Source organism: Microbacterium sp. cx-59 (assembly GCF_020805625.1).
In the GTDB taxonomy this organism is placed as follows: Bacteria; Actinomycetota; Actinomycetes; order Actinomycetales; family Microbacteriaceae; genus Microbacterium.
In genome coordinates, this window is the sequence record NZ_JAJHGO010000001.1 from 114,514 (window position 1) to 133,473 (window position 18,960).

Genomic DNA, 18,960 nt, shown 5'->3' on the forward strand with positions numbered 1-18,960 from the left:
GTCGCGCGCTCGCCCCGTACGCTGGGGGGAGGAGTGCCGGGAAGTCTGGTCGGCTCGTCGCGGTACGCGGCGGATCGATTCCGGCGATCCCTGGAGGTTCTGTGTCCCTGCTGCGCTCCGAACGGTTTCCCGCCGTCGTCCTGCTGGTCTCTTCTGCGCTCGGCCTGGTGCTGGCGAACTCCCCGTGGGGTCCGGCGGCGGATGCGGTGAGCTCGACCTCTCTCGGCATTCCCGGCGTCTTCACCCTGTCGCTCGGGCACTGGGTGCAAGACGGACTGCTCGCGGTCTTCTTCTTCGTCGTCGCGATCGAGCTGCGCGAAGAGCTGACGAGCGGTCAGCTGCATCCGCCGACGCGTGCTCTGCAACCGGCGATCGCTGCGGCCGGCGGTGTGCTGGTGCCGATCGCGATCTTCGCCGCGATGACGGCCGGATCGCCGTCATCGACCGGATGGCCGATCCCGACGGCGACCGACATCGCCTTCGCCCTCGGGGTGCTGGCGGTGTTCGGGCGCGGTCTTCCGACTGCGGTGCGCACATTCCTCCTGGCTCTCGCGATCCTCGACGATGTCGTCGGCATCGTGTTCATCGCCGTGCTGTTCACCGACGACGTGAACCTGGCACTCCTCGCGGCCGCGGCGATCCTCGTCGGCGTCTTCGGGGTGCTCAGCCGCCGGGCGCCGGGGTGGGGCGTCGGGGCCGGGATGCTGATCGCCGCGCTCGCCGCGTGGGGGCTCGTGTACCTCTCCGGGGTGCACGCGACGATCGCCGGTGTTGCGCTCGGCCTCGTGATGGCGTCGCGTCCCGCGCACCGCGTCCGGCACGCGCTCGAGCCCTGGGTGAACGGTCTGGTGCTGCCGCTGTTCGCGCTGTCGGCCGCTCTCGTCGTGATCCCCGCGGTCGGATTCGATGAGCTGCAGCCGGTGTTCTGGGGTGTGGTCATCGCCCTTCCGGTGGGAAAGGTCGTCGGTATCGCCGTGTTCGGCGCCGTCGCCCAGCGCATTCTCGGTCATCCGTCCGCGCGGCTGCCATGGGGTGATCTGTTCGCCGCCGGTGCGCTGGGCGGCATCGGCTTCACCGTGTCGCTGCTGCTGGCGGAACTGGCCTTCGCCGGCGACGGTCTGCTTCGCGACGAAGCGACGCTCGGGGTGCTGACGGGTTCGGTGATCTCGCTCGTGCTGGCCGCGATTCTCGTATCGTGGCGAGCACGCCATTACCGCCGCGTCGCCGAGGAGATCCGCATATGAACGATCCGACTCCGACCCCGGAGGTGGACCAGACTTCCGACGCGCTCCGTCGAGCGGCCCAGGTCATGCACGACGTGCGGGATCGGTGCGTGTGGACGCAGGGCATCGACCACCGGGCGCTGGTTCCGTATCTCATCGAAGAGAGCCACGAGGTCATCGAAGCGGTCGAGTCGGGCACGCGCGCCGAACTGCGCGAGGAACTGGGCGACCTGCTCTGGCAGGTGCTGTTCCACGCCGAGATCGCGTCGCGCGCGAGCGATGAGCCGTTCGACATCGACGACGTCGCCGCAGACCTCGCCGACAAGATGGTGCGCCGCCATCCGCACGTGTTCGCGGATGCGGTCGCCACCACACCCGAAGAGGTTCTCGTGCACTGGAATGCGGCGAAGGCCGCCGAGAAGCGCGAGCGGCGAAGCGTGCTCGACGGTGTGCCGCGGTCGATGCCCTCGCTCGCGCTGGCACAGAAGTTGCTCGGCCGCGCGGCGTCGGTCGGCGCACCCGCAACGCAGGACCGGCCGCTGGAGATGACGTCCGAGGCCGACCTCGGTGACGCGCTGCTGGCGCTCGTCGTGCACGCGCGGGAACAGGGCTGGGATGCGGAGCGCGCCCTGCGCGGCCGCCTCCGCGACCTGGAAGCCGACATCCGGGATGCGGAATCTCCCGGAGCGGGCTGATCCCGACAGCACATCGCCCTGCGGCGGACCTGGGATGATGGTGCGGTGGCAGCAGCAGTGAACCCGCCGCGCGGTATGCGCGATTTCCTCCCCGCCGATAAGGCCCGTCGTGAGCGCGTGCTCGCGGTCATCCGCGACCGGTATCGCGCCCACGGGTTCGATGAGATCGAGACCCCCGTGGTCGAGGAGTACGACCGGCTGCACGCCGGCATGGGCGGCGACAACGAGAAGCTCGCCTTCAACGTGATGAAGCGCGGGCTCGACGCCGACGCGATCCGCGGTGCGGCCGACGACCCGGCGGCCCTCAGCGACCTCGGATTGCGTTTCGACCTGACGGTGCCGCTCGCCCGGTTCTACGCCTCGCACCGGGCCGAGCTGCCTGAGGTCTTCCGTTCGATCCAGATCGCCCCGGTCTGGCGGGCGGAGCGCCCGCAGAAGGGCCGGTACCGGCAGTTCGTGCAGTGCGACATCGACATCATCGGCGACGCATCCGCGCGGGCCGAGGCCGAGCTGATCGTCGCCACCCTCGACACGCTCGACGCCCTCGGGCTCGAAGGCGGCGTCGTGCGCATCAACGACCGTCGCGCGCTCGATGCGATGCTCGACGTGTTCGGGTTCGCGGCCGACGAGCGCCCGGGCGTGCTGATCACGGTCGACAAGCTCGACAAGATCGGGCCCACCGGTGTCGTGGCCGAGCTTCGCGAGCGGGCGGCGACCGCATCCGCCGTCGATGCCCTCGAGACGTTCCTCGGGCGAGAGCCGGTCGCGGTGGCCGAGTACGGCGACGCGCAGATCCGCGCGGGACTCCCCGCGGGCGTCCCGGACGAGGTCGTCGCGCACCTCACCGGTCTCGGCGCGGCGGTGCGTGCGGCGCGCGGCGCAGAGCAGGTGCCGCTCGTGTTCGACCCGTTCCTCGTGCGCGGCATGGGGTACTACACCGGCACGATCTTCGAGCTCGCGCACCCGTCGGTGTCGTACTCGCTCGGCGGCGGCGGACGCTACGACGGCATGATCGGACGATTCCTCGGCCAGGACGTGCCCGCCGTCGGGTTCTCGATCGGCTTCGAACGGATCGTCGACCTCGTCGCCGCGGTGACGGATGCGGGCGCCGCATCCGTCGTGCTCGTGCACGACCGCGACGTGCCGGTCGACGAACTCGTCGCGCTGAAGGCGGGGCTCGTCGCGCGGGGGTCGCGGGTGCGCCTCGAGCAGCGGAAGAAGAACATGAAGGCCCTCCTGGAGCGCGCCGCTGCCGACGGCTATACGTCGTTCGCGTCGGTGTCGGCCGGCGCCGATGTCGATGCGCTGGAGATCCACCCGCTCGGCTGAGCCCCGGCGCGTCACCCCCGGGCCACGGGGCGTTCATCCGGACGCGATCGGATGCGGGTATGTCTCGCACGTCCACGACCGCGCTGATCGGCGCCGCATCGCTCGGCGGATCAGCGCTCGCCGTGCTCGGCGCGCGCGAGATGCTCCGTCGCCAGGCGGCGCAGGCGCGCAGGCGCATCGGCAAACCGCTCGGTGAGGACGCCCTCGATGCCGACCGCGTCTGGCGTCCCGCTTTCGCCGGCGAGCCGATCGAGCTGCTGCTGCTCGGCGATTCGATCGCCGCGGGGCTCGGGGCGGAGCGGCGCAAAGACACGCTCGGTGCGCGGATCGCGAAGGGCCTGGCGCGGCGGATGCAGCGTCCCGTGCGGCTCCGAACGGCGGCCGTCGTCGGATCCGAGTCCTCGGCGCTCGCCGGTCAGATCGCGGCGCTGCCCGCGGACTACCGCGCCGATGTCGCGGTCGTGATCGTGGGCGGCAACGACGTCACGCACCGCATTCCGGTCTCGAGCGCCGCGGCGGCCCTGGCCGACGCGGTTGCGACGCTCCGCGCCGACGGAACGGCGGTCGTCGTCGGCACGTGTCCCGATCTCGGGGCGCTGCGTCCCGTGCCGCAACCGCTGCGCACGCTCGGCTCGCGGCAGTCCCGGCAGTTGGCGAACGCGCAAGCGATCTCCGCCCGGGCCGCGGGGGCGCACGTCGTCTCGCTCGGCCGGGTCGTCGGGCCGTTTTTCATCTCCCACCCCGACGAGATGTTCAGCCTCGACCGGTTCCACCCCAGCGCGACGGGCTACCGGCGCACGGCCGACGCCCTCCTTCCGGCGGTCGTGATCGCCGTGGGTGCGGCCGGAATCGATCAGCCCGGTGCATCCGGGGGTTGACCCGGTGCCGCGCGGGGGATTGGCTGGGCGGGTGAGCACGCCGACGCCGGGGCCGACGATCGACTCCTGGCGCGCGGTCGACGCGTACCTCACCCGCACCCTGGTCGTGCAGGATGACGCTCTGCGGGCGGCGCTGTCGGATCAGGATGCGGCGGGCCTGCCCTCGATCGAGGTCGCCCCGGTCCACGCGAAGCTCCTGCACCTGCTGGCTCGCTTGATCGGCGCGCGCCGCATCCTCGAGATCGGAACCCTGGGCGGCTACTCGACGATCTGGCTCGCCCGGGCGCTGCCCGAGGGCGGGCGCGTGACGACGATCGAGGCCGACCCGGCGAACGCGGTGATCGCCCGCCGGAACCTCGATCGCGCCGGCGTCGGCGACCGGGTCGACGTGCTCGTCGGGCGCGCGGCCGACGTGCTGCCGGGCCTCACGGGGCCCTACGACCTCGTGTTCATCGACGCCGACAAGGAGTCCAACACGATCTACCTCGACCACGCCGCACGGCTCGGGCGGATCGGAGCGGCCGTGATCGTCGACAACGTCGTGCGCTCCGGGCTCGTCGCCGATCCGGAGGTGTCGAGTGCCCAGCTCGAGGGAGTGCGGCGGGGGCTCGAGATGCTGCGCGACGACCCGCGGTTCGACGCGACGGCGGTGCAGACGCTCGATGCGAAGGGGTGGGACGGAATCGCCGTCGCTCTGCGCATTGACCCGGCGGTGCCCGCTGTGCCGACGCCGCCCGCTCACTAGACTTGACGACGGATCGATGACGCTCCGAGAACAAGCCCTTCCCGCTCTGCCGGCCCTCTGGTGCCCGGCGGTTCCCGCGGGAGGGGACCACCCCAAATCAAGGAGTCCTCTGTGGCACTGATCGAGGCTGTAGGCGCGCGCGAGATTCTCGATTCGCGCGGTAACCCGACCGTCGAAGTGGAGGTGCTCCTCGACGACGGTGTCGTCCAGCGTGCCGCCGTTCCTTCCGGCGCATCCACCGGAGCGTTCGAGGCGTACGAACTGCGCGATGGCGACAAGAGCCGTTACGGCGGCAAGGGCGTGCGCAAGGCCGTCGACGCCGTCATCGACGAGCTCGGCCCGGCGCTCGAGGGTGTCGAGGCGAGCGAGCAGCGCATCATCGACCAGATCCTCATCGAGACCGATGGCACCCCCAACAAGGAGCGCTCGGGCGCGAACGCCATCCTCGGTGTGAGCCTCGCGGTCGCCAAGGCCGCGGCCGACAGCGCAGACCTGCCGCTGTTCCGCTACCTCGGTGGCCCGAACGCGCACCTCATGCCCGTTCCGCTGTTCAACGTCATCAACGGTGGCGAGCACGCCGACAACGGCATCGACATGCAGGAGTTCTTCCTCGCCCCGATCGGCGCCGAGACGTACGCCGAGTCGCTCCGCTGGGGCGTCGAGACCTACCACGTGCTCCGCGGCGAGCTGAAGGCCGCCGGTTACGCGACGGGCCTCGGCGACGAGGGTGGCTTCGCCCCCGACCTGCCCAGCAACCGTGAGGGCCTCGACTTCCTGATCAAGGCGATCGAGAAGGCCGGCTTCACCCCGGGTAAAGACATCGCGCTGGGTCTCGACGTCGCCGCGACCGAGTTCTTCAACGACGGGGTCTACCGCCTCGACAAGAAGGACTGGTCGGCGCCGGAGCTCATCGAGTACTACGTCGGCCTCGTCAACGACTACCCGATCGTCACGATCGAGGACGCGCTCGCCGAGGACGACTGGGACAACTGGAAGCTCCTCACCGACGCCCTCGGTTCGAAGGTGCAGCTGGTCGGCGACGACCTGTTCGTCACCAACCCCGAGCGTCTCGCGAAGGGCATCTCGCTGGGCGTCGCCAACTCGCTGCTCGTCAAGGTGAACCAGATCGGTACCCTCACCGAGACGTTCGACGCGGTCAGCCTCGCGCAGCGTTCGGGCTACACGGCGATGCTCTCGCACCGTTCGGGTGAGACCGAAGACACCACGATCGCCGACCTCGCTGTGGCGACCAACGCAGGACAGATCAAGACCGGAGCGCCTGCTCGCAGCGAGCGCGTCGCGAAATACAATCAGCTTCTGCGCATCGAAGAAGAGCTGGGTGACGCGGCGGTCTTCGCCGGGCGTTCCGCCTTCCCGCGCTTCCAGGGCTGATACCGCGCACCTGCGCTGAACGAGAGGAGGGGGAGCCGTGGCTACACGAACGGCTCCCTCTTCCCGTTCCCGGATGCGGTCGCCTCGCGGCCCCGGCGGCGACGGCCGGCGGGTCGACGTGCGCGAGTGGCTCGGCGGCATCCGCCTCTCCGGTTTCATGGTGATCATGCTGGGGCTCGTGGTGCTGGGCGTGCTCGTGCTGGTGCCGACCGTGGGCACGTACCTCGATCAGCAGAGCCGCATCCGCGCACTCGAGCACGCGGTGCAGCTGACGCAGAACGAGATCGACGACCTGCAGGCGCAGAGCGAACGCTGGGACGACCCGGCCTACATCACGACGCAGGCGCGCGAGCGGCTCTACTACGTGCGTCCGGGCGAGGTCGTGTACCTGATCGACAACGACCTGTCGGAGGCCGAGCAGCCGCGCGAGCAGGCGCCCGTCAGCGACGAGGTCGAACAGACCCGCACCGACTGGATGGCGCAACTGGTGCGGTCGGTCACCTCCGCCGGTGCCGCACAGACGGCGGTGGCTCCGGGCGACGCCGAGACACCGGCGCCGTAGCAGCGGGGGAGCCGACCAGGGGCCGGACGGTACCCTGTGGGGGTGAGCTCTTCGCCGTACCCGCCCGTGACCGACGCCGAACTCGCCGTGCTTCGCGGCCAGCTCGGACGCCCCGCACGCGGCGTGGTCGGTATCGCCGCGCGCTGCGTGTGCGGCAATCCCACGGTGGTGGCCACCGCGCCGCGGCTCGATGACGGCACGCCCTTTCCGACGTTCTACTACCTCACGCATCCCGCGGCGACGGTGGCGATGTCAACGCTCGAGGCCGAGCACGTGATGCCCGAACTCGCCGCCGCGCTCGATGACGACGAGTCGGTCGCCGACGCCTACCGGCGCGCGCACGAGGCGTACCTCACCGATCGCGCGGTGTTCGGTGAGGTGCCCGAGATCGACGGAATTTCTGCCGGGGGCATGCCGACGCGGGTCAAGTGCCTGCACGCGCTCGCCGGGCACGCGCTCGCGGCGGGTCCCGGGGTCAACCCGGTGGGGGATGCGGCGCTCGCTCGCAGCGCGTGGTCGCCGGAGCGGTGCGAGTGCGCCGAGCCGGGGGCGTCCGCGCGGAGTGCGGCCGGGTGAGCCGGGCCGCGGTGCGGACGGGGGCGTGGCTCCTCGCGCTGATGATGCTCGCGTCGGCGGCGCCCGCGGCGGCGGCGACACCCACGCCCGAGCCCGTTCCGCTGAGCGCGGCGACCCCGTCCGACACGCCTTCTCCGGGGGCGGATCCGGTGCGGGCGAAGGAGTACTGGCTCGACGCGTACGGGGTGCGTCAGGCGTGGCAGACGACCCGCGGTGAGGGCGTGCGGATCGCGGTCATCGACACGGGAGTCGGGCGAGCGCCCGAGGTGGATTCGGCTGTCGTCGGCGGAACGGATGTCTCGGGTGCGGGCACGGCCGACGGCCGCACGCCCGTCGGTGTGGTCGATGCGAACCACGGCAGCTGGGTCGCTTCGCTCGCGGCGTCTCGGGGGCTTCCGGGCGACACCGGCATGATCGGCGTGGCTCCGGCGGCCGACGTGCTGTCGGTGTCGGTCGGCTTCGGCAGCTCGTCGCAGGTGCCGTTCGCCACGCAGGTCGCGGAGGCCATCCGCTGGTCGGTCGATAACGGGGCCGACATCATCAACCTGTCGTTCACGACGAACACGCTGGACTGGGACGAGAGCTGGGACGACGCGTTCCTCTACGCCTTCGACCACGACGTCGTCGTGGTGGTCGCTGCCGGCAACCGCGGCAACGGCACAACGCGCGTCGGGGCGCCGGCCACGATGCCGGGCGTGCTCTCGGTCGCCGGCGTCGATCCCTCGGGGAAGGCGAGCGTCGAGGCATCGACGCAGGGCATCACGATCGGCGTGGCCGCTCCGAGCGAGAATCTGCTCGGCATTTCGGCCGATGGGCAGGTGACCGAGTGGAACGGCACGAGCGGCGCGGCGCCGATCGTCGCGGGCATCGCGGCCCTCGTGCGGTCGGCGCATCCGGAACTCGATGCGGCGAACGTCATCCAGCGGATCATCGGCACGGCCAAGCCCCCCGCCGGCGTGGGGTCGGTGCCGGACGCGCTGTACGGCTACGGGCTCGTGGATGCGGCGGCGGCGGTCTCCGCATCCGTTCCCCGGGTGTCGGCGAATCCGATGGGCGATCTCGCCGAGTGGATCCGGGTGCACCGCCGGGCGCAGGGTGCACCGGTGCCCGAGCCGACATCGACGGCCGCGCCGATCCCCGCATTACCGCCGGCGGATGCGGCTGCCACCCCGGCCTCACCGCTGCTTCCGACGGTCGACACCCTTTTGTACGGGTCGCTGCCGCTCTTGGCGGCTACGCTGGCCGGTATACTGGTGTCGCTCGGCGTCAGTGCTGCTGTCCGTCGCATTCGATTGACGCGCTCAGATCGCGCGCCCAGCCGTTGAACCGTCTAGGAGTTCGTTCCACCGTGACCAGCACCGTGCCCAGGATTCTCATCGTCGGCGGAGGCTACGCCGGCTTCTACACCGCTTGGAAGCTCGAGAAGCAGCTTCGTAAGGGCGAGGCAGAGGTCACGATGGTCGACCCGCTGCCCTACATGACCTACCAGCCGTTCCTTCCCGAGGTCGCGGCCGGTGAGATCGAGCCGCGCCACGTCGTGGTCTCGCACCGTCGTCACCTCAAGCGCACGAAGATCGTTCCGGCGAAGGTGACCGGCATCGACCACGCGCACAAGGTCGCGACGATCACGCCCGCCGTCGGCGAGCCGTGGCAGCAGGAGTACGATCAGATCGTCGTCACCGCCGGTGCCGTGTCGCGCACGTTCCCGATTCCGGGAATCGCCGACAACGCGATCGGTCTGAAGACGATCGAAGAGGCCGTCGCGATCCGCGACCGCATCATCGACAACTTCGAGAAGGCGGCGAACCTGCCGGCCGGCCCCGAGCGCGACCGTCTGCTGACCGTCGTCGTCGTCGGCGGTGGTTTCGCGGGTATCGAGGTGTTCGCCGAGCTGCGCGCCATGGCGTCGTCGCTCGTCAAGGACTACCCCTCGATCGCGTTCGAAGACACGCACTTCCACCTCATCGAGGCGATGGGCCGCATCATGCCCGAGGTGTCGCTGAAGACGAGCGAGTGGGTGCTGAAGAGCCTCGCCAAGCGCGGCGCGAACGTGCACCTCGACACGCAGGTGAAGGGCGCCGTCGACGGCAACGTCGAGCTCTCCACCGGTGACGTCATCCCGACCGACGTGATCGTCTGGACCGCCGGTGTCATGGCGAACCCGACCGTCGTTCGCGGCGGAGACCTGCCGGTCGAAGAGCGTGGCCGCATCCGCGCCCGCGCCGACCTGCGCGTCGGAACCGATGACGAGGTCGTCGAGGGTGCCTGGGCTGCCGGTGACGTTGCCGCCGTGCCCGACCTCTCGGGTGGTGGCGTTGGCGGATACTGCGTGCCGAACGCGCAGCACGCGGTTCGCCAGGCGAAGCTGCTGGCCAAGAACCTCACGGCTGTCCTCCGCGGCGAGCTGCCCAAGAACTACGTGCACAAGAACCTCGGCGCCGTCGCGGGCCTGGGTCTTTACAGCGGTGTGTTCCAGTCGGGCAACATCGCGATCAAGGGCTTCTTCGCCTGGGTCGCGCACCGTGGCTACCACGGCCTCGCCATGCCGACGTGGGAGCGCAAGCTCCGCGTCGTCGGCGACTGGGTGCAGAACTTCTTCCACGGTCGCGACAACGTGACGCTCATCACGGTGCAGCAGCCCCGCGAGGTCTTCGAGCAGTTCGCGTCGCGTCCGCGCCCGCCGCAGCCCGCCGAGGCAGCTCCTGCCGCGGCTCCGGCCGAGCAGAAGCAGGCCGCCGCAGGCGACCGCAACACGGTCGCTGCCGCCAAGTAACGCATCGCACGAGACCGCGTCATCCGCCCGGATGGCGCGGTTTCGTCGTTCGCGGACGCATATTCTGGATGCGGGCCCCCATAGCCCAATGGCAGAGGCAGGCGACTTAAAATCGCTTCAGTCTGGGTTCGAGTCCCAGTGGGGGCACCGTTTGGCGGGAAACCCGCTGGATGTGGGGGCTGTCGATCTATGTGCAGCTACGAGAAGCAGTAATCGTCGTGTCGCCGCGGTTACCAAACGCATTTAGGTGGTTACCGTACTCATTGGTGCGCGATCTCGGTCACCTAACAGTCCACGCAGCAATAGCGCCTGCGAGGTATACCAAAGGCACCACTACGCGTATGACGATCGCCCTTCGCCGCGCGGAAGTGACAGCATTGAGTTCGCGGACCTCTTTTCGTTCTGCCTCTGTCAACATGTCCGCGATCTTGCTTAGGTCCTTGCGGAGCGCGCGTAAGGGAAGACTCAGCGAGGGCCCCTCAATAGTTACGTTCCAGACGATTAGAGCGAGTAGGAAGAAACCCAGTAGCGAGCGAAGATTCTGGGCCTGACCGTCCGTGATGGTCCCCGTTGTGTTCGCGACTATCACGCCACCGATTGCGAGCAGCGTCGCAACGCCTCGTTCGACCGCGGAGCGCGCGGCGGCGGATGTCTGTTCGGAAGTGCGATGAGCGATATCGATCGCTAGCGTTCGGGCCGAGCGGCGAGCGAGGATTACTTCGCCAACAGCGTCGCGGCGCAGGGTTGCGAACACCGCCGTAGCAGCATCGAATACATCACTGGTCTTGTTCCAGGGAGCGACGTCACGATACAGACTCGCTACCTGCTGCACAGCAAGCCGTTGGTCTACGGCGTCGAGGCCGTGGGCCCATCTGAACATTTCGTAGGCCCGGCGTGCTTCGGCGGGCTCGAGCGGAATTCCCTGCGGCCCGATCGGGTATGCGACTCGCTGAAGCCCGAAAACCTCCAACTCCAGTGTCGTCCGAGCGTCATTCAACCTCATACTTGAAGCGAGGCATACCCACGACATGGTCGCGCACCGAATCCAGAGCTTCTTCTCCAAGTCCGCGAGTTCGTTTCCAACCCGCCGTGCTGGTGCCAGCGCGTCTGGATGCGCGGCATCGGGGAGCTCCGGGATACTCCACGTTTCTCGGTGCCGCGATCCGAGAGTTTGGACCGCCTCAGAGACCATGGTGTCGGACAGCAACGGGACCACGGCAGACCGCCCGAGCCACAAGCCCTCGTCGGGGGCGAGGTCCTCAACAACATATATGACCGGCTTCTCCGCATCCCATGTGGGACCCAAGGACCAGAACGGAGTGACGGTCGTCAAGGACTCAACCGCCGACACGTCCGACAGAACATGCCAGATCACAGCCCGTTCGGCATTCGAGAGAAGTGCAGAACGGTCATGCTTGATACGAACAGTCCAAGTCCCCGGCAGTGCCAGAGCTGAGTGCACGTCTCCGGCCCAGGCGTCAGCGGCAAGGTTGGACATTTCTCGCCCAAATATTCGCAGCGCATCGACTGGTGACTGACGCGTAACCGCCCGGTTGCCCACCTTGTCGATCACGATTGACAAAGAGGCCTCGCCGAACTGTCCGACGGCTGTGACCGAATCGAAGATCATTTGAGGGACCTCGGAGAGAAGGACCTCCGCACTTGAGCCCGATTTAGTTAGCGCGATCACACTTGAAGGAGTGGATTCGCTCCAACCGAGTCTTCTGAGCTTCCGCCCGGCTTCCACCGCTGCGCGAGTAGCTCCGAGGGCCTCGTTCAGTTCCGTCACGAGGGCGACGTTATACGGAGCCATCGACATCGTCGGGATCGATCGGTGTCAGTGGTGTGCTGGTCCGAATCGTCGTCACGTACCCGGCGCCAACGCGCCGAGTACGCACCTGGCCCATCCGAGCGAGCGGCAGCTTCAGCTCGATCTCGTCGGCCTCGTAACTCTTCTTCACGAGAGTCGCGAATTGTGGGCGGATCGTCCCAGGCATCGCGCCGCCCGCACCCAGCTCGGGAGCTGTCACCGGGAAATGCGTAAGGTCGCGGCGGATTCTCTCCACAACCTTCTCCGCGTCGCCGCCGTTACCTGCGGCAGCGACAGCGGACGCAATCTTCGCGGGAGGCAGTTCTGAAAGTTGTTCCACCAGCGCTCGTTCAGTGAGTCGTGCGTTTGGAGATGCGTCGATTCGGAACGCGTTCTGAAAGTATTTCGCTGTTCCCTCGACGATCGCATCCAGTACCACGAGGCTCGAGTGGGGCGCTCTAGGATCCGGCCATGAAAGGGCCTTTTGGATTTCGCCGGGGCGCGGCAGGAGGTCTCTGAATACTCGAAGCCGAACGCCGGTGCCAGTTCTATCTAACTGTGCCGCCTCGACTTCCGCGTCGAGTTTGAGGAGGCTGACCGTTCTGGCCCCTCCGTCCTGCATTGCCTCAACAACTAACGCGACTACACACGATGCAGAGTTCACCCCCTGCATTGCACTGGCTAGTTGCTGGACTAGTCGGCCCGCGATCAAGACGAACGCCGTTTCATCTGCGGACATCGCAGCGATGAAATCCTGCTCAAGCGTCGAATCCGGCCTGAATCGGCCACGCGTTTCGGACGCATTGGTGGTCTTACGAACGCGATCGACGTGACGAACCAGAAAATCCTCCTCGTCGTCGTCTAGCTCACTCCACGACGGTGGAATGATGTTTCGGCCGCGATTCGTAATCACAGCGAGCGCGCACTTCTCAATCACCCGTAACCCCCATTGGCTGAACCGATCTCAGTCGGTATTCGAACCATAGCGGCTAATTCAACACTGTGCGCTTTCAGTCGCTCCGCTTACTAGAGCGGCTCCTCCTGTTGAACCAGCTTGGGCTCCTATCGTGCACGTTGAGTTACGAAAACGGCGACAGATGTGCGTCGCGTTGCAGTGCGGGTGATCGTGCGCCAATCAACTGGTGTCGAACTGGCCAACTTTGCTCAGATCGTCAAAGCTGCGCAGCAGCAGGTTGCCGTACCGGCACGGATCTTGCCTTGCGTCAGCCTGCGAACCCCTGCCTCTCGGCTGCAACCAAGTCGCAGTAACGCAGCGGGTCCGTGAGGCTTGAACGACGCCATACTCATTCCCATGGCCACCCCACCGCCTCCACGACCGCACGCGGGGCTGCGCCGGATGGCGGCGCTGAACCCTCGGGCGCCGCACCGCGTCGCGAGTCCGCTTGAGCTGCTGTTCGACCTCGTCTTCGTCGTCGCCGTGTCACAGGCGTCGAGCACGCTGCACGAGCTGATCGTCGAGGGGCACGTGGGGCAGGGAGTCCTGGCCTACCTGATGGTGTTCTTCTCCGTGTGGTGGGCGTGGATGAACTTCACGTGGTTCGCCTCGGCGTACGACACCGACGACTGGCTCTACCGGGTTATGACGATCGCGCAGATGGGCGGCGTCCTCGTCCTCGCGGCCGGCGTTCACGAGGCGATGGTCTCGTTCGATTACACGATCGTCACCCTCGGCTACGTGATCATGCGGCTCGCGATGGTCGGCCAGTGGCTGCGTCTCGCGATCTCCGACCCCGCCTCGCGCGCGACCGGCCTGCGCTTCGCCGCCGGCTACGGCCTCGTGCAACTGCTGTGGCTCGTGCGGCTCCTGGCCGATGACTCGGTGCAGTTCTGGACGTTCTTCGTGCTCATGGCCGCCGAGCTCTGCGTCCCCGTGTGGGCGGAGTTCCGGCACCGCACGCCGTGGCATCCGCACCACATCTCCGAACGCTTCGGCCTGTTCACCCTGATCCTGCTGGGTGAGAGCCTGCTCGCCTCCACCAACGCGATGATCGACGCGCTCTCGGAGGGTGAGCACGTCGCCGAACTCTTGTGGCTCTCCGCATCCGGCATCGTGATCACCGCGGCGATCTGGTGGATCTACTTCGCCCGCGAGCCGGTCGACCGATTGCGCCGCCCCCTCGACGGGTTCACCTTCGGCTACCGCCACTACGTCGTGTTCGCCGCCGTCGGCGCCGTGTCATCCGGAGTCGAGGTCGAGATCGACGCGGTCTCGGGCCATGCCGCGATCTCGGGCGAAACCGCGGGGCTCGCGCTCACGCTGCCGCTCGCGATCTTCCTTCTCGCGGTGTGGCACGTGCTGCTGCGACGCGCCGTGTCGCGAGGCGTGACGGTCATCGTGCTGATCGCGACGGCCCTCATCGCCGCGAGCGGGCTGCTGCCGGTGGGGGAGTACGCGGTCGCCGCCCTGCTGATGGCCGGGGTCGTCGCCGCGGTCGAAGTCGATGCGGCGCGGAGACCGTCGCAAATGTGACGTTTATGCACAAGAATCGAGCGTTCGCTGGGTGCCCAGCCATCTCGCGGGTAGGCTCGCCGGGTCCGGCAGTACGATGAGGGCACTACTGAATGGAGCTCGCTTCTATGTGGGAATGGCTGATCCCCGTCATCATCCTCGTCGTCATCGTGGCGGTCGCGGGAATCTACCTGTGGGCTACCTACAACTCTCTCGTGCAGCTGAACGTGCGCGTCGACGAGGCCTGGAGCGACATCACCGTCCAGCTCAAGCGCCGCGCTGACCTGCTGCCGAACCTGATCGAGACGGTCAAGGGCTACGCGGCACACGAGAAGGCCGTGTTCGAGAACGTCACGCAGGCACGCGCCGAGACGATCTCCGCCGGCGGACCCGCGGATGCAGGAATCGCCGAGGGCCACATGCAGCAGGCCCTGAAGTCGCTGTTCGCCGTCGCCGAGGCCTACCCGCAGCTGCAGGCGAGCCAGAACTTCCTCCAGCTGCAGCAGTCGATCGTCGACACCGAAGACAAGATCCAGGCCTCGCGCCGGTTCTACAACGGCGGCGTGCGAGAGCTCAACACCAAGATCAAGGTGTTCCCCAACAACCTCTTCGCCCGCAACCTCGGCTTCCACGAGCGCGAGTTCTTCGAGGTCGTCGACGGCGCCGCAATCGCCGAGCCCCCGCGCGTCCAGTTCTGACGCATCGCACGCCGGTTTCTGACCGGCCACGCAACGGCTGAGATCAGCCCGGTTCTTCCTGAGCCAACTCCACCGGCTCCGGCCGCGATTCGTGGCGCTCGGCGCCCAGCGCGCCGGCGATCTCGTCGGCCGCGTCTCCCCACCGCGCGACGGTGATCGACTCGAGCCCCTGCCACGCTGCTGCCGCCCGCAGCACCTCGGCGGCGGATGCGGCCGCATCCGCCGGACGCGACGGCTCCCACCACGCAGACTGCACCCGGAGCGTGGCCGCGGCACGGTCGGCCTTGAGGTCGATCCGCCCCGCCATCCCGTCGCCGAGCAGGATCGGCAGCGAGTAGTACCCGAACCGCCGCTTCGCCGCCGGTGTGTAGATCTCGATGCGGTACGAGAAATCGAACAGCCGCTCGGCGCGATCACGGAACCAGACCATCGGATCGAACGGCGTGAGCACAGTGGCCGCGTCGATGCGGCGGGGCACGGCCGCATTACGGTGCAGCCACGCCGCCAGCGGACGCTCGCCGCGGGTCCAGCCTTCGACGCGTACCGGCTGAAGGACTCCGGCATCCTCCAGATCGTGCACGGCGACGCGGACAGCGCGCTGATCGCGGATGCGCCAGTAGTCGTCGAGGTCGGCGAGGGTGGCAACACCATATGCACGCGCCGCCCGCGCGACGAGCTCGCGGATGGCGTCGCCCCGCGGAACACTCCGCCCGACGACCTCGGCCGGCAGCACGTGCTCGGCGAGGCCGTAGACGCGCTCGAACCCGCGACGGCCCGCGATCGCGACCTCGCCCGCGAACCAGAGGTACTCGAGGGCGCTCTTCACGCCGCTCCAGTCCCACCACGGGCCCCGCGGGGCCCGCACGGCGTCGTCTTCGATCTCTGCGGGCCGGAGCGGTCCGCGCGCGGCGAGTTCGCTCCGCACCCACTCGACGGTGCGGTCGTCGACGCCGAAGTAGTTCGAGCGCTCTTGACGCTCGCGGTTCGCCTGCATCCGGAACCCGAACAGGGGCCGGTCTTCGGCCGCGACGAAGGCCGCCTGGTGCGCCCAGTACTCGGTGTACGGCGCCCGCCGGGCGAACAGGAGCCGGTCGAGGCTCGCGGTGTCGTACGCACCGACGCGGGAGAACAACGGCATGTAATGCGACCGCGCGAACACGTTGACCGAATCGATCTGCAACGTCGCCATCCGCCGGATCTCGCGCTACAGACGCCGCGTCGTCGCCGAACCCGAAGGCTGCGGCACAGGGGTCTCGCCGAAGCCCTGGGCGCGCAGCGCGACCCGTCGTGCCTCGGCCCGGCTCAGTGTCTCTCGCACCCGCCTCACCCTAGCCAGCACCACCGACAGCCCCACCGGACCGTGTCGCCGGCAGGCTTAGACTGGCGGGATGACCGATCCCGACGAGAAGCCTCGCGGATCGCTGCTCGACGCCCTACGCAATCGCACGATCACGACCGAGACGAGCTCTGCGGTGCCGAGCGGCCTTCGGGTCGCCACGGCCTACGCCTGGCGGTTCCTCGTGATCGCGGCCGCGATCGGAGTGGCGGTCTGGCTGGTGATCCAGCTCAAGCTGCTGGTGATTCCGCTCCTCATCGCCGTGCTCATCGCCGCGCTGCTCTGGCCCGGCTTCACCTGGATGCTGCGTCACCGCGTGCCCAAATGGCTGGCGATCGTGCTCGCGCTGCTCGGAACCATCGCCGTCATCTCGGGCTTGATCTGGCTCGTCGCCTGGCAGGTGTCGCTGCAATGGGGCTCGGTGCGCGATCGCAGCGTCGACGCCGTCAGCGAGTTCCGCATGTACCTGATCGACGGCCCGCTGCACCTCACCGGTCAGCAGATCGACGACTTCCTGGGGCAGGGCGTCTCGCTCCTGCAGCAGCAGGCCGAGCTGCTCCTCTCCGGAGCACTCGCGATCGGCTCCACGGTCGGACACGTCGCCACCGGCGCACTGCTGACCCTTTTCATCCTCCTCTGCATCCTCGCCGACGGCGGCGGGATCTGGCGCTGGACGACGCGACTCTTCCCGAAGGCGGCGCAGCCCGCGGTCGACGGAGCAGCGCGGGCCGGCTGGGTGACCATCGTCAACTACGCCCGCACGCAGCTGCTCGTCGCGACGATCGACGCGATCGGCATCGGCCTCGGAGCCTTTCTGCTGGGCGTGCCCCTCGCCATCCCGATCGGCGTGCTGGTGTTCCTCGGAGCATTCGTGCCGTTCGTCGGCGCGGTGCTCACCGGGTCGCTCGCCGTGTTCCTCGCGCTCGTCTACAACGGGCCCTGGATCGCGCTCTGGATGCTGGTCATCGTGCTCGGCGTGCAGCAGCTCGAGGGCCACGTGCTCCAGCCGCTGCTCATGGGTTCGGCCGTGAAGGTGCACCCGCTGGCCGTCGTGCTCGTCGTCGCCGGTGGCGCGATGGTCGGCGGCATCCCGGGCGCACTGTTCGCTGTGCCGCTCGCCGCATTCGTCAACGTCGTCGCGGTCTATCTGTCGCGACGAGCATGGAAAACAGGTGAGGGGCCCGACCCCGAGTCGCTCATCTGGAGTACCGTCCCCCGACCGAGGAGGAACCGGGCGTGAACCTGCCCACTCTGGCCGACTTCGAGGATGCGGCACGCACCCTCGATGGCCTGATCACCCGCACGCCCGTCGACGAATCACACGTGTTGAGCGAACAGCTCGGCGTGCCCGTGATGCTGAAGATGGAGAACCTGCAGCGCACCGGATCGTTCAAGATCCGCGGCGCCGCCTACCGGCTGTCGCGTCTGACGGCCGAGGAGCGCGCGCGCGGCGTCGTGGCCGCCTCCGCCGGCAACCACGCGCAGGGCGTCGCTCTCGCCGCGCAGCGCCTCGGCATCCCCGCGACGATCTTCATGCCGCTCGGCGTGCCCGTGCCCAAGCTGCTCGCGACCCGCGGGTACGGCGCCGAGGTGATCCTCGAGGGCGCGACCGTCGAGACGCCGCTCCGGCTCGCGGCGGAGTTCGCGGAGCGCACCGGCGCGGTCATGATCCACCCCTTCGATCACCGCGACATCATCGTCGGACAGGGCACTCTGGGGCTGGAGCTCTTCGACGACATCGCCGACCTTGAGACCGTCGTGATCGGCATCGGCGGGGGAGGGTTCGCGGCCGGTGTGGCCGCATCCGTGAAGGCCCGCGCCGCGGCCGTCGGGCGGACGGTGCGCGTCATCGGCGTGCAGGCCGCCAACTCGGCGGCATACCCCGCGTCGCTCGCCGCGGGTCACCCGATCGAGGTCGCCACGACCCCGACGATCGCCGACGGCATCGCCGTCGCACGCCCGGGCGATGCTCCGTTCGCGATCCTGCACGAACTGCTCGACGACGTCGTCACCGTCACCGACGATGACATCGCGCGCGCGATCCTGATGCTGCTGGAGCGGGCGAAGCTCGTTGTCGAGCCCGCCGGCGCAGTAGGCGTCGCCGCGATCCTCACCGGCCGCATCCAGGCCGCCGGGCCGACGGTCGCCGTGCTCTCCGGCGGCAACATCGACCCGCTGTTGCTGCAGCGCGTCGTCGCCCACGGGCTGGCCGCATCCGGGCGCTACATGACGCTGCGCATTCCGTTGCCCGATCGCCCGGGTCAGCTGGCGCGGGTGTCGGAGCTGCTGGCGCAGGTGGGCGCCAACGTGAACGAGGTGCTGCACACCCGTCACGGACAGGGCCTGCAGATCAGCGAAGTGATCCTTCAGCTGAGCGTCGAGACCCGTGGGGAAGACCACCGGGCCCTCGTGATCGCGACCCTGCGCGAGGCCGGTTTCGCGCCCACCGTCGTCACCGACTGAGCGTGGGCGC

General features: G+C 68.5%; 17 protein-coding genes and 1 tRNA gene. 15 read left to right on the forward strand and 3 right to left on the reverse strand.

Annotation, left to right across the window (positions count from 1 at the left end; genetic code table 11):
• The first annotated feature begins 101 nt into the window (after window positions 1-101).
• From LMI96_RS00475 to LMI96_RS00525, 11 genes are all read left to right on the forward strand, one after another.
• Window positions 102-1,244 carry a Na+/H+ antiporter NhaA gene (locus LMI96_RS00475; protein ID WP_228360100.1) on the forward strand — a complete coding sequence of 381 codons (1,143 nt, stop codon included), beginning with the start codon at window positions 102-104 and terminating at the stop codon, window positions 1,242-1,244.
• A complete protein-coding gene (locus LMI96_RS00480; RefSeq protein WP_228360101.1) occupies window positions 1,241-1,918 on the forward strand; it encodes a MazG family protein in 678 nt (225 codons plus the stop codon). The genes LMI96_RS00475 and LMI96_RS00480 overlap by 4 nt, the downstream gene beginning before the upstream one ends.
• 75 nt (window positions 1,919-1,993) lie before the next feature.
• Window positions 1,994-3,247 (forward strand): histidine--tRNA ligase, encoded by a 1,254-nt coding sequence (gene hisS, locus LMI96_RS00485; protein ID WP_228360308.1) that lies wholly within the window; start codon window positions 1,994-1,996, stop codon window positions 3,245-3,247.
• A gap of 59 nt (window positions 3,248-3,306) precedes the next feature.
• Complete coding sequence (locus tag LMI96_RS00490; RefSeq protein ID WP_228360102.1) at window positions 3,307-4,125, forward strand: SGNH/GDSL hydrolase family protein; 819 nt, start codon at window positions 3,307-3,309, stop codon at window positions 4,123-4,125.
• Between the two features lie 31 nt (window positions 4,126-4,156).
• Entirely contained in the window at window positions 4,157-4,870 is a 714-nt protein-coding gene (locus LMI96_RS00495) for an O-methyltransferase (RefSeq protein ID WP_228360103.1), read from the forward strand.
• Between the two features lie 111 nt (window positions 4,871-4,981).
• Complete coding sequence (gene eno / locus LMI96_RS00500) at window positions 4,982-6,262, forward strand: phosphopyruvate hydratase (RefSeq protein ID WP_223720653.1); 1,281 nt, start codon at window positions 4,982-4,984, stop codon at window positions 6,260-6,262.
• Between the two features lie 73 nt (window positions 6,263-6,335).
• A complete protein-coding gene (locus LMI96_RS00505; RefSeq protein ID WP_228360104.1) occupies window positions 6,336-6,824 on the forward strand; it encodes a septum formation initiator family protein in 489 nt (162 codons plus the stop codon).
• Window positions 6,825-6,866: 42 nt separating this feature from the next.
• Window positions 6,867-7,400 (forward strand): DUF501 domain-containing protein, encoded by a 534-nt coding sequence (locus LMI96_RS00510; protein ID WP_228360105.1) that lies wholly within the window; start codon window positions 6,867-6,869, stop codon window positions 7,398-7,400.
• Window positions 7,401-7,441: 41 nt separating this feature from the next.
• A complete protein-coding gene (locus tag LMI96_RS00515) occupies window positions 7,442-8,725 on the forward strand; it encodes a S8 family serine peptidase (protein WP_374197898.1) in 1,284 nt (427 codons plus the stop codon).
• A gap of 35 nt (window positions 8,726-8,760) precedes the next feature.
• Window positions 8,761-10,173, forward strand: a complete 1,413-nt coding sequence (locus tag LMI96_RS00520; protein ID WP_228360309.1) for an NAD(P)/FAD-dependent oxidoreductase — start codon at window positions 8,761-8,763, stop codon at window positions 10,171-10,173.
• Window positions 10,174-10,247: 74 nt separating this feature from the next.
• Window positions 10,248-10,320: transfer RNA gene (locus tag LMI96_RS00525), tRNA-Leu, on the forward strand.
• A gap of 133 nt (window positions 10,321-10,453) precedes the next feature.
• On the opposite strand, the gene LMI96_RS00530 is transcribed toward LMI96_RS00525, so the two are convergent.
• Window positions 10,454-11,962, reverse strand: a complete 1,509-nt coding sequence (locus LMI96_RS00530) for a hypothetical protein (protein WP_228360107.1) — start codon at window positions 11,960-11,962, stop codon at window positions 10,454-10,456.
• 10 nt (window positions 11,963-11,972) lie between these two features.
• Window positions 11,973-12,920 (reverse strand): hypothetical protein, encoded by a 948-nt coding sequence (locus LMI96_RS00535; protein ID WP_228360108.1) that lies wholly within the window; start codon window positions 12,918-12,920, stop codon window positions 11,973-11,975.
• A gap of 375 nt (window positions 12,921-13,295) precedes the next feature.
• Between LMI96_RS00535 and LMI96_RS00540 the strand changes: the two genes are divergently transcribed.
• Complete coding sequence (locus LMI96_RS00540; RefSeq protein WP_228360109.1) at window positions 13,296-14,474, forward strand: low temperature requirement protein A; 1,179 nt, start codon at window positions 13,296-13,298, stop codon at window positions 14,472-14,474.
• Window positions 14,475-14,581: 107 nt separating this feature from the next.
• Window positions 14,582-15,151, forward strand: coding sequence for a LemA family protein (locus LMI96_RS00545; RefSeq protein WP_223720872.1), 570 nt, complete (start codon window positions 14,582-14,584; stop codon window positions 15,149-15,151).
• 43 nt (window positions 15,152-15,194) lie between these two features.
• Here the strand turns inward: LMI96_RS00545 and LMI96_RS00550 are convergent, their stop codons facing one another.
• Window positions 15,195-16,340, reverse strand: coding sequence for a winged helix-turn-helix domain-containing protein (locus LMI96_RS00550; RefSeq protein ID WP_228360110.1), 1,146 nt, complete (start codon window positions 16,338-16,340; stop codon window positions 15,195-15,197).
• Window positions 16,341-16,539: 199 nt separating this feature from the next.
• On the opposite strand from LMI96_RS00550, the gene LMI96_RS00555 reads away from it, so the two are divergent.
• Window positions 16,540-17,727, forward strand: coding sequence for an AI-2E family transporter (locus tag LMI96_RS00555; protein ID WP_228360111.1), 1,188 nt, complete (start codon window positions 16,540-16,542; stop codon window positions 17,725-17,727).
• Window positions 17,724-18,950, forward strand: coding sequence for a threonine ammonia-lyase (ilvA, locus tag LMI96_RS00560; RefSeq protein WP_223720661.1), 1,227 nt, complete (start codon window positions 17,724-17,726; stop codon window positions 18,948-18,950). The genes LMI96_RS00555 and ilvA overlap by 4 nt, the downstream gene beginning before the upstream one ends.
• Window positions 18,951-18,960: the final 10 nt, after the last annotated feature.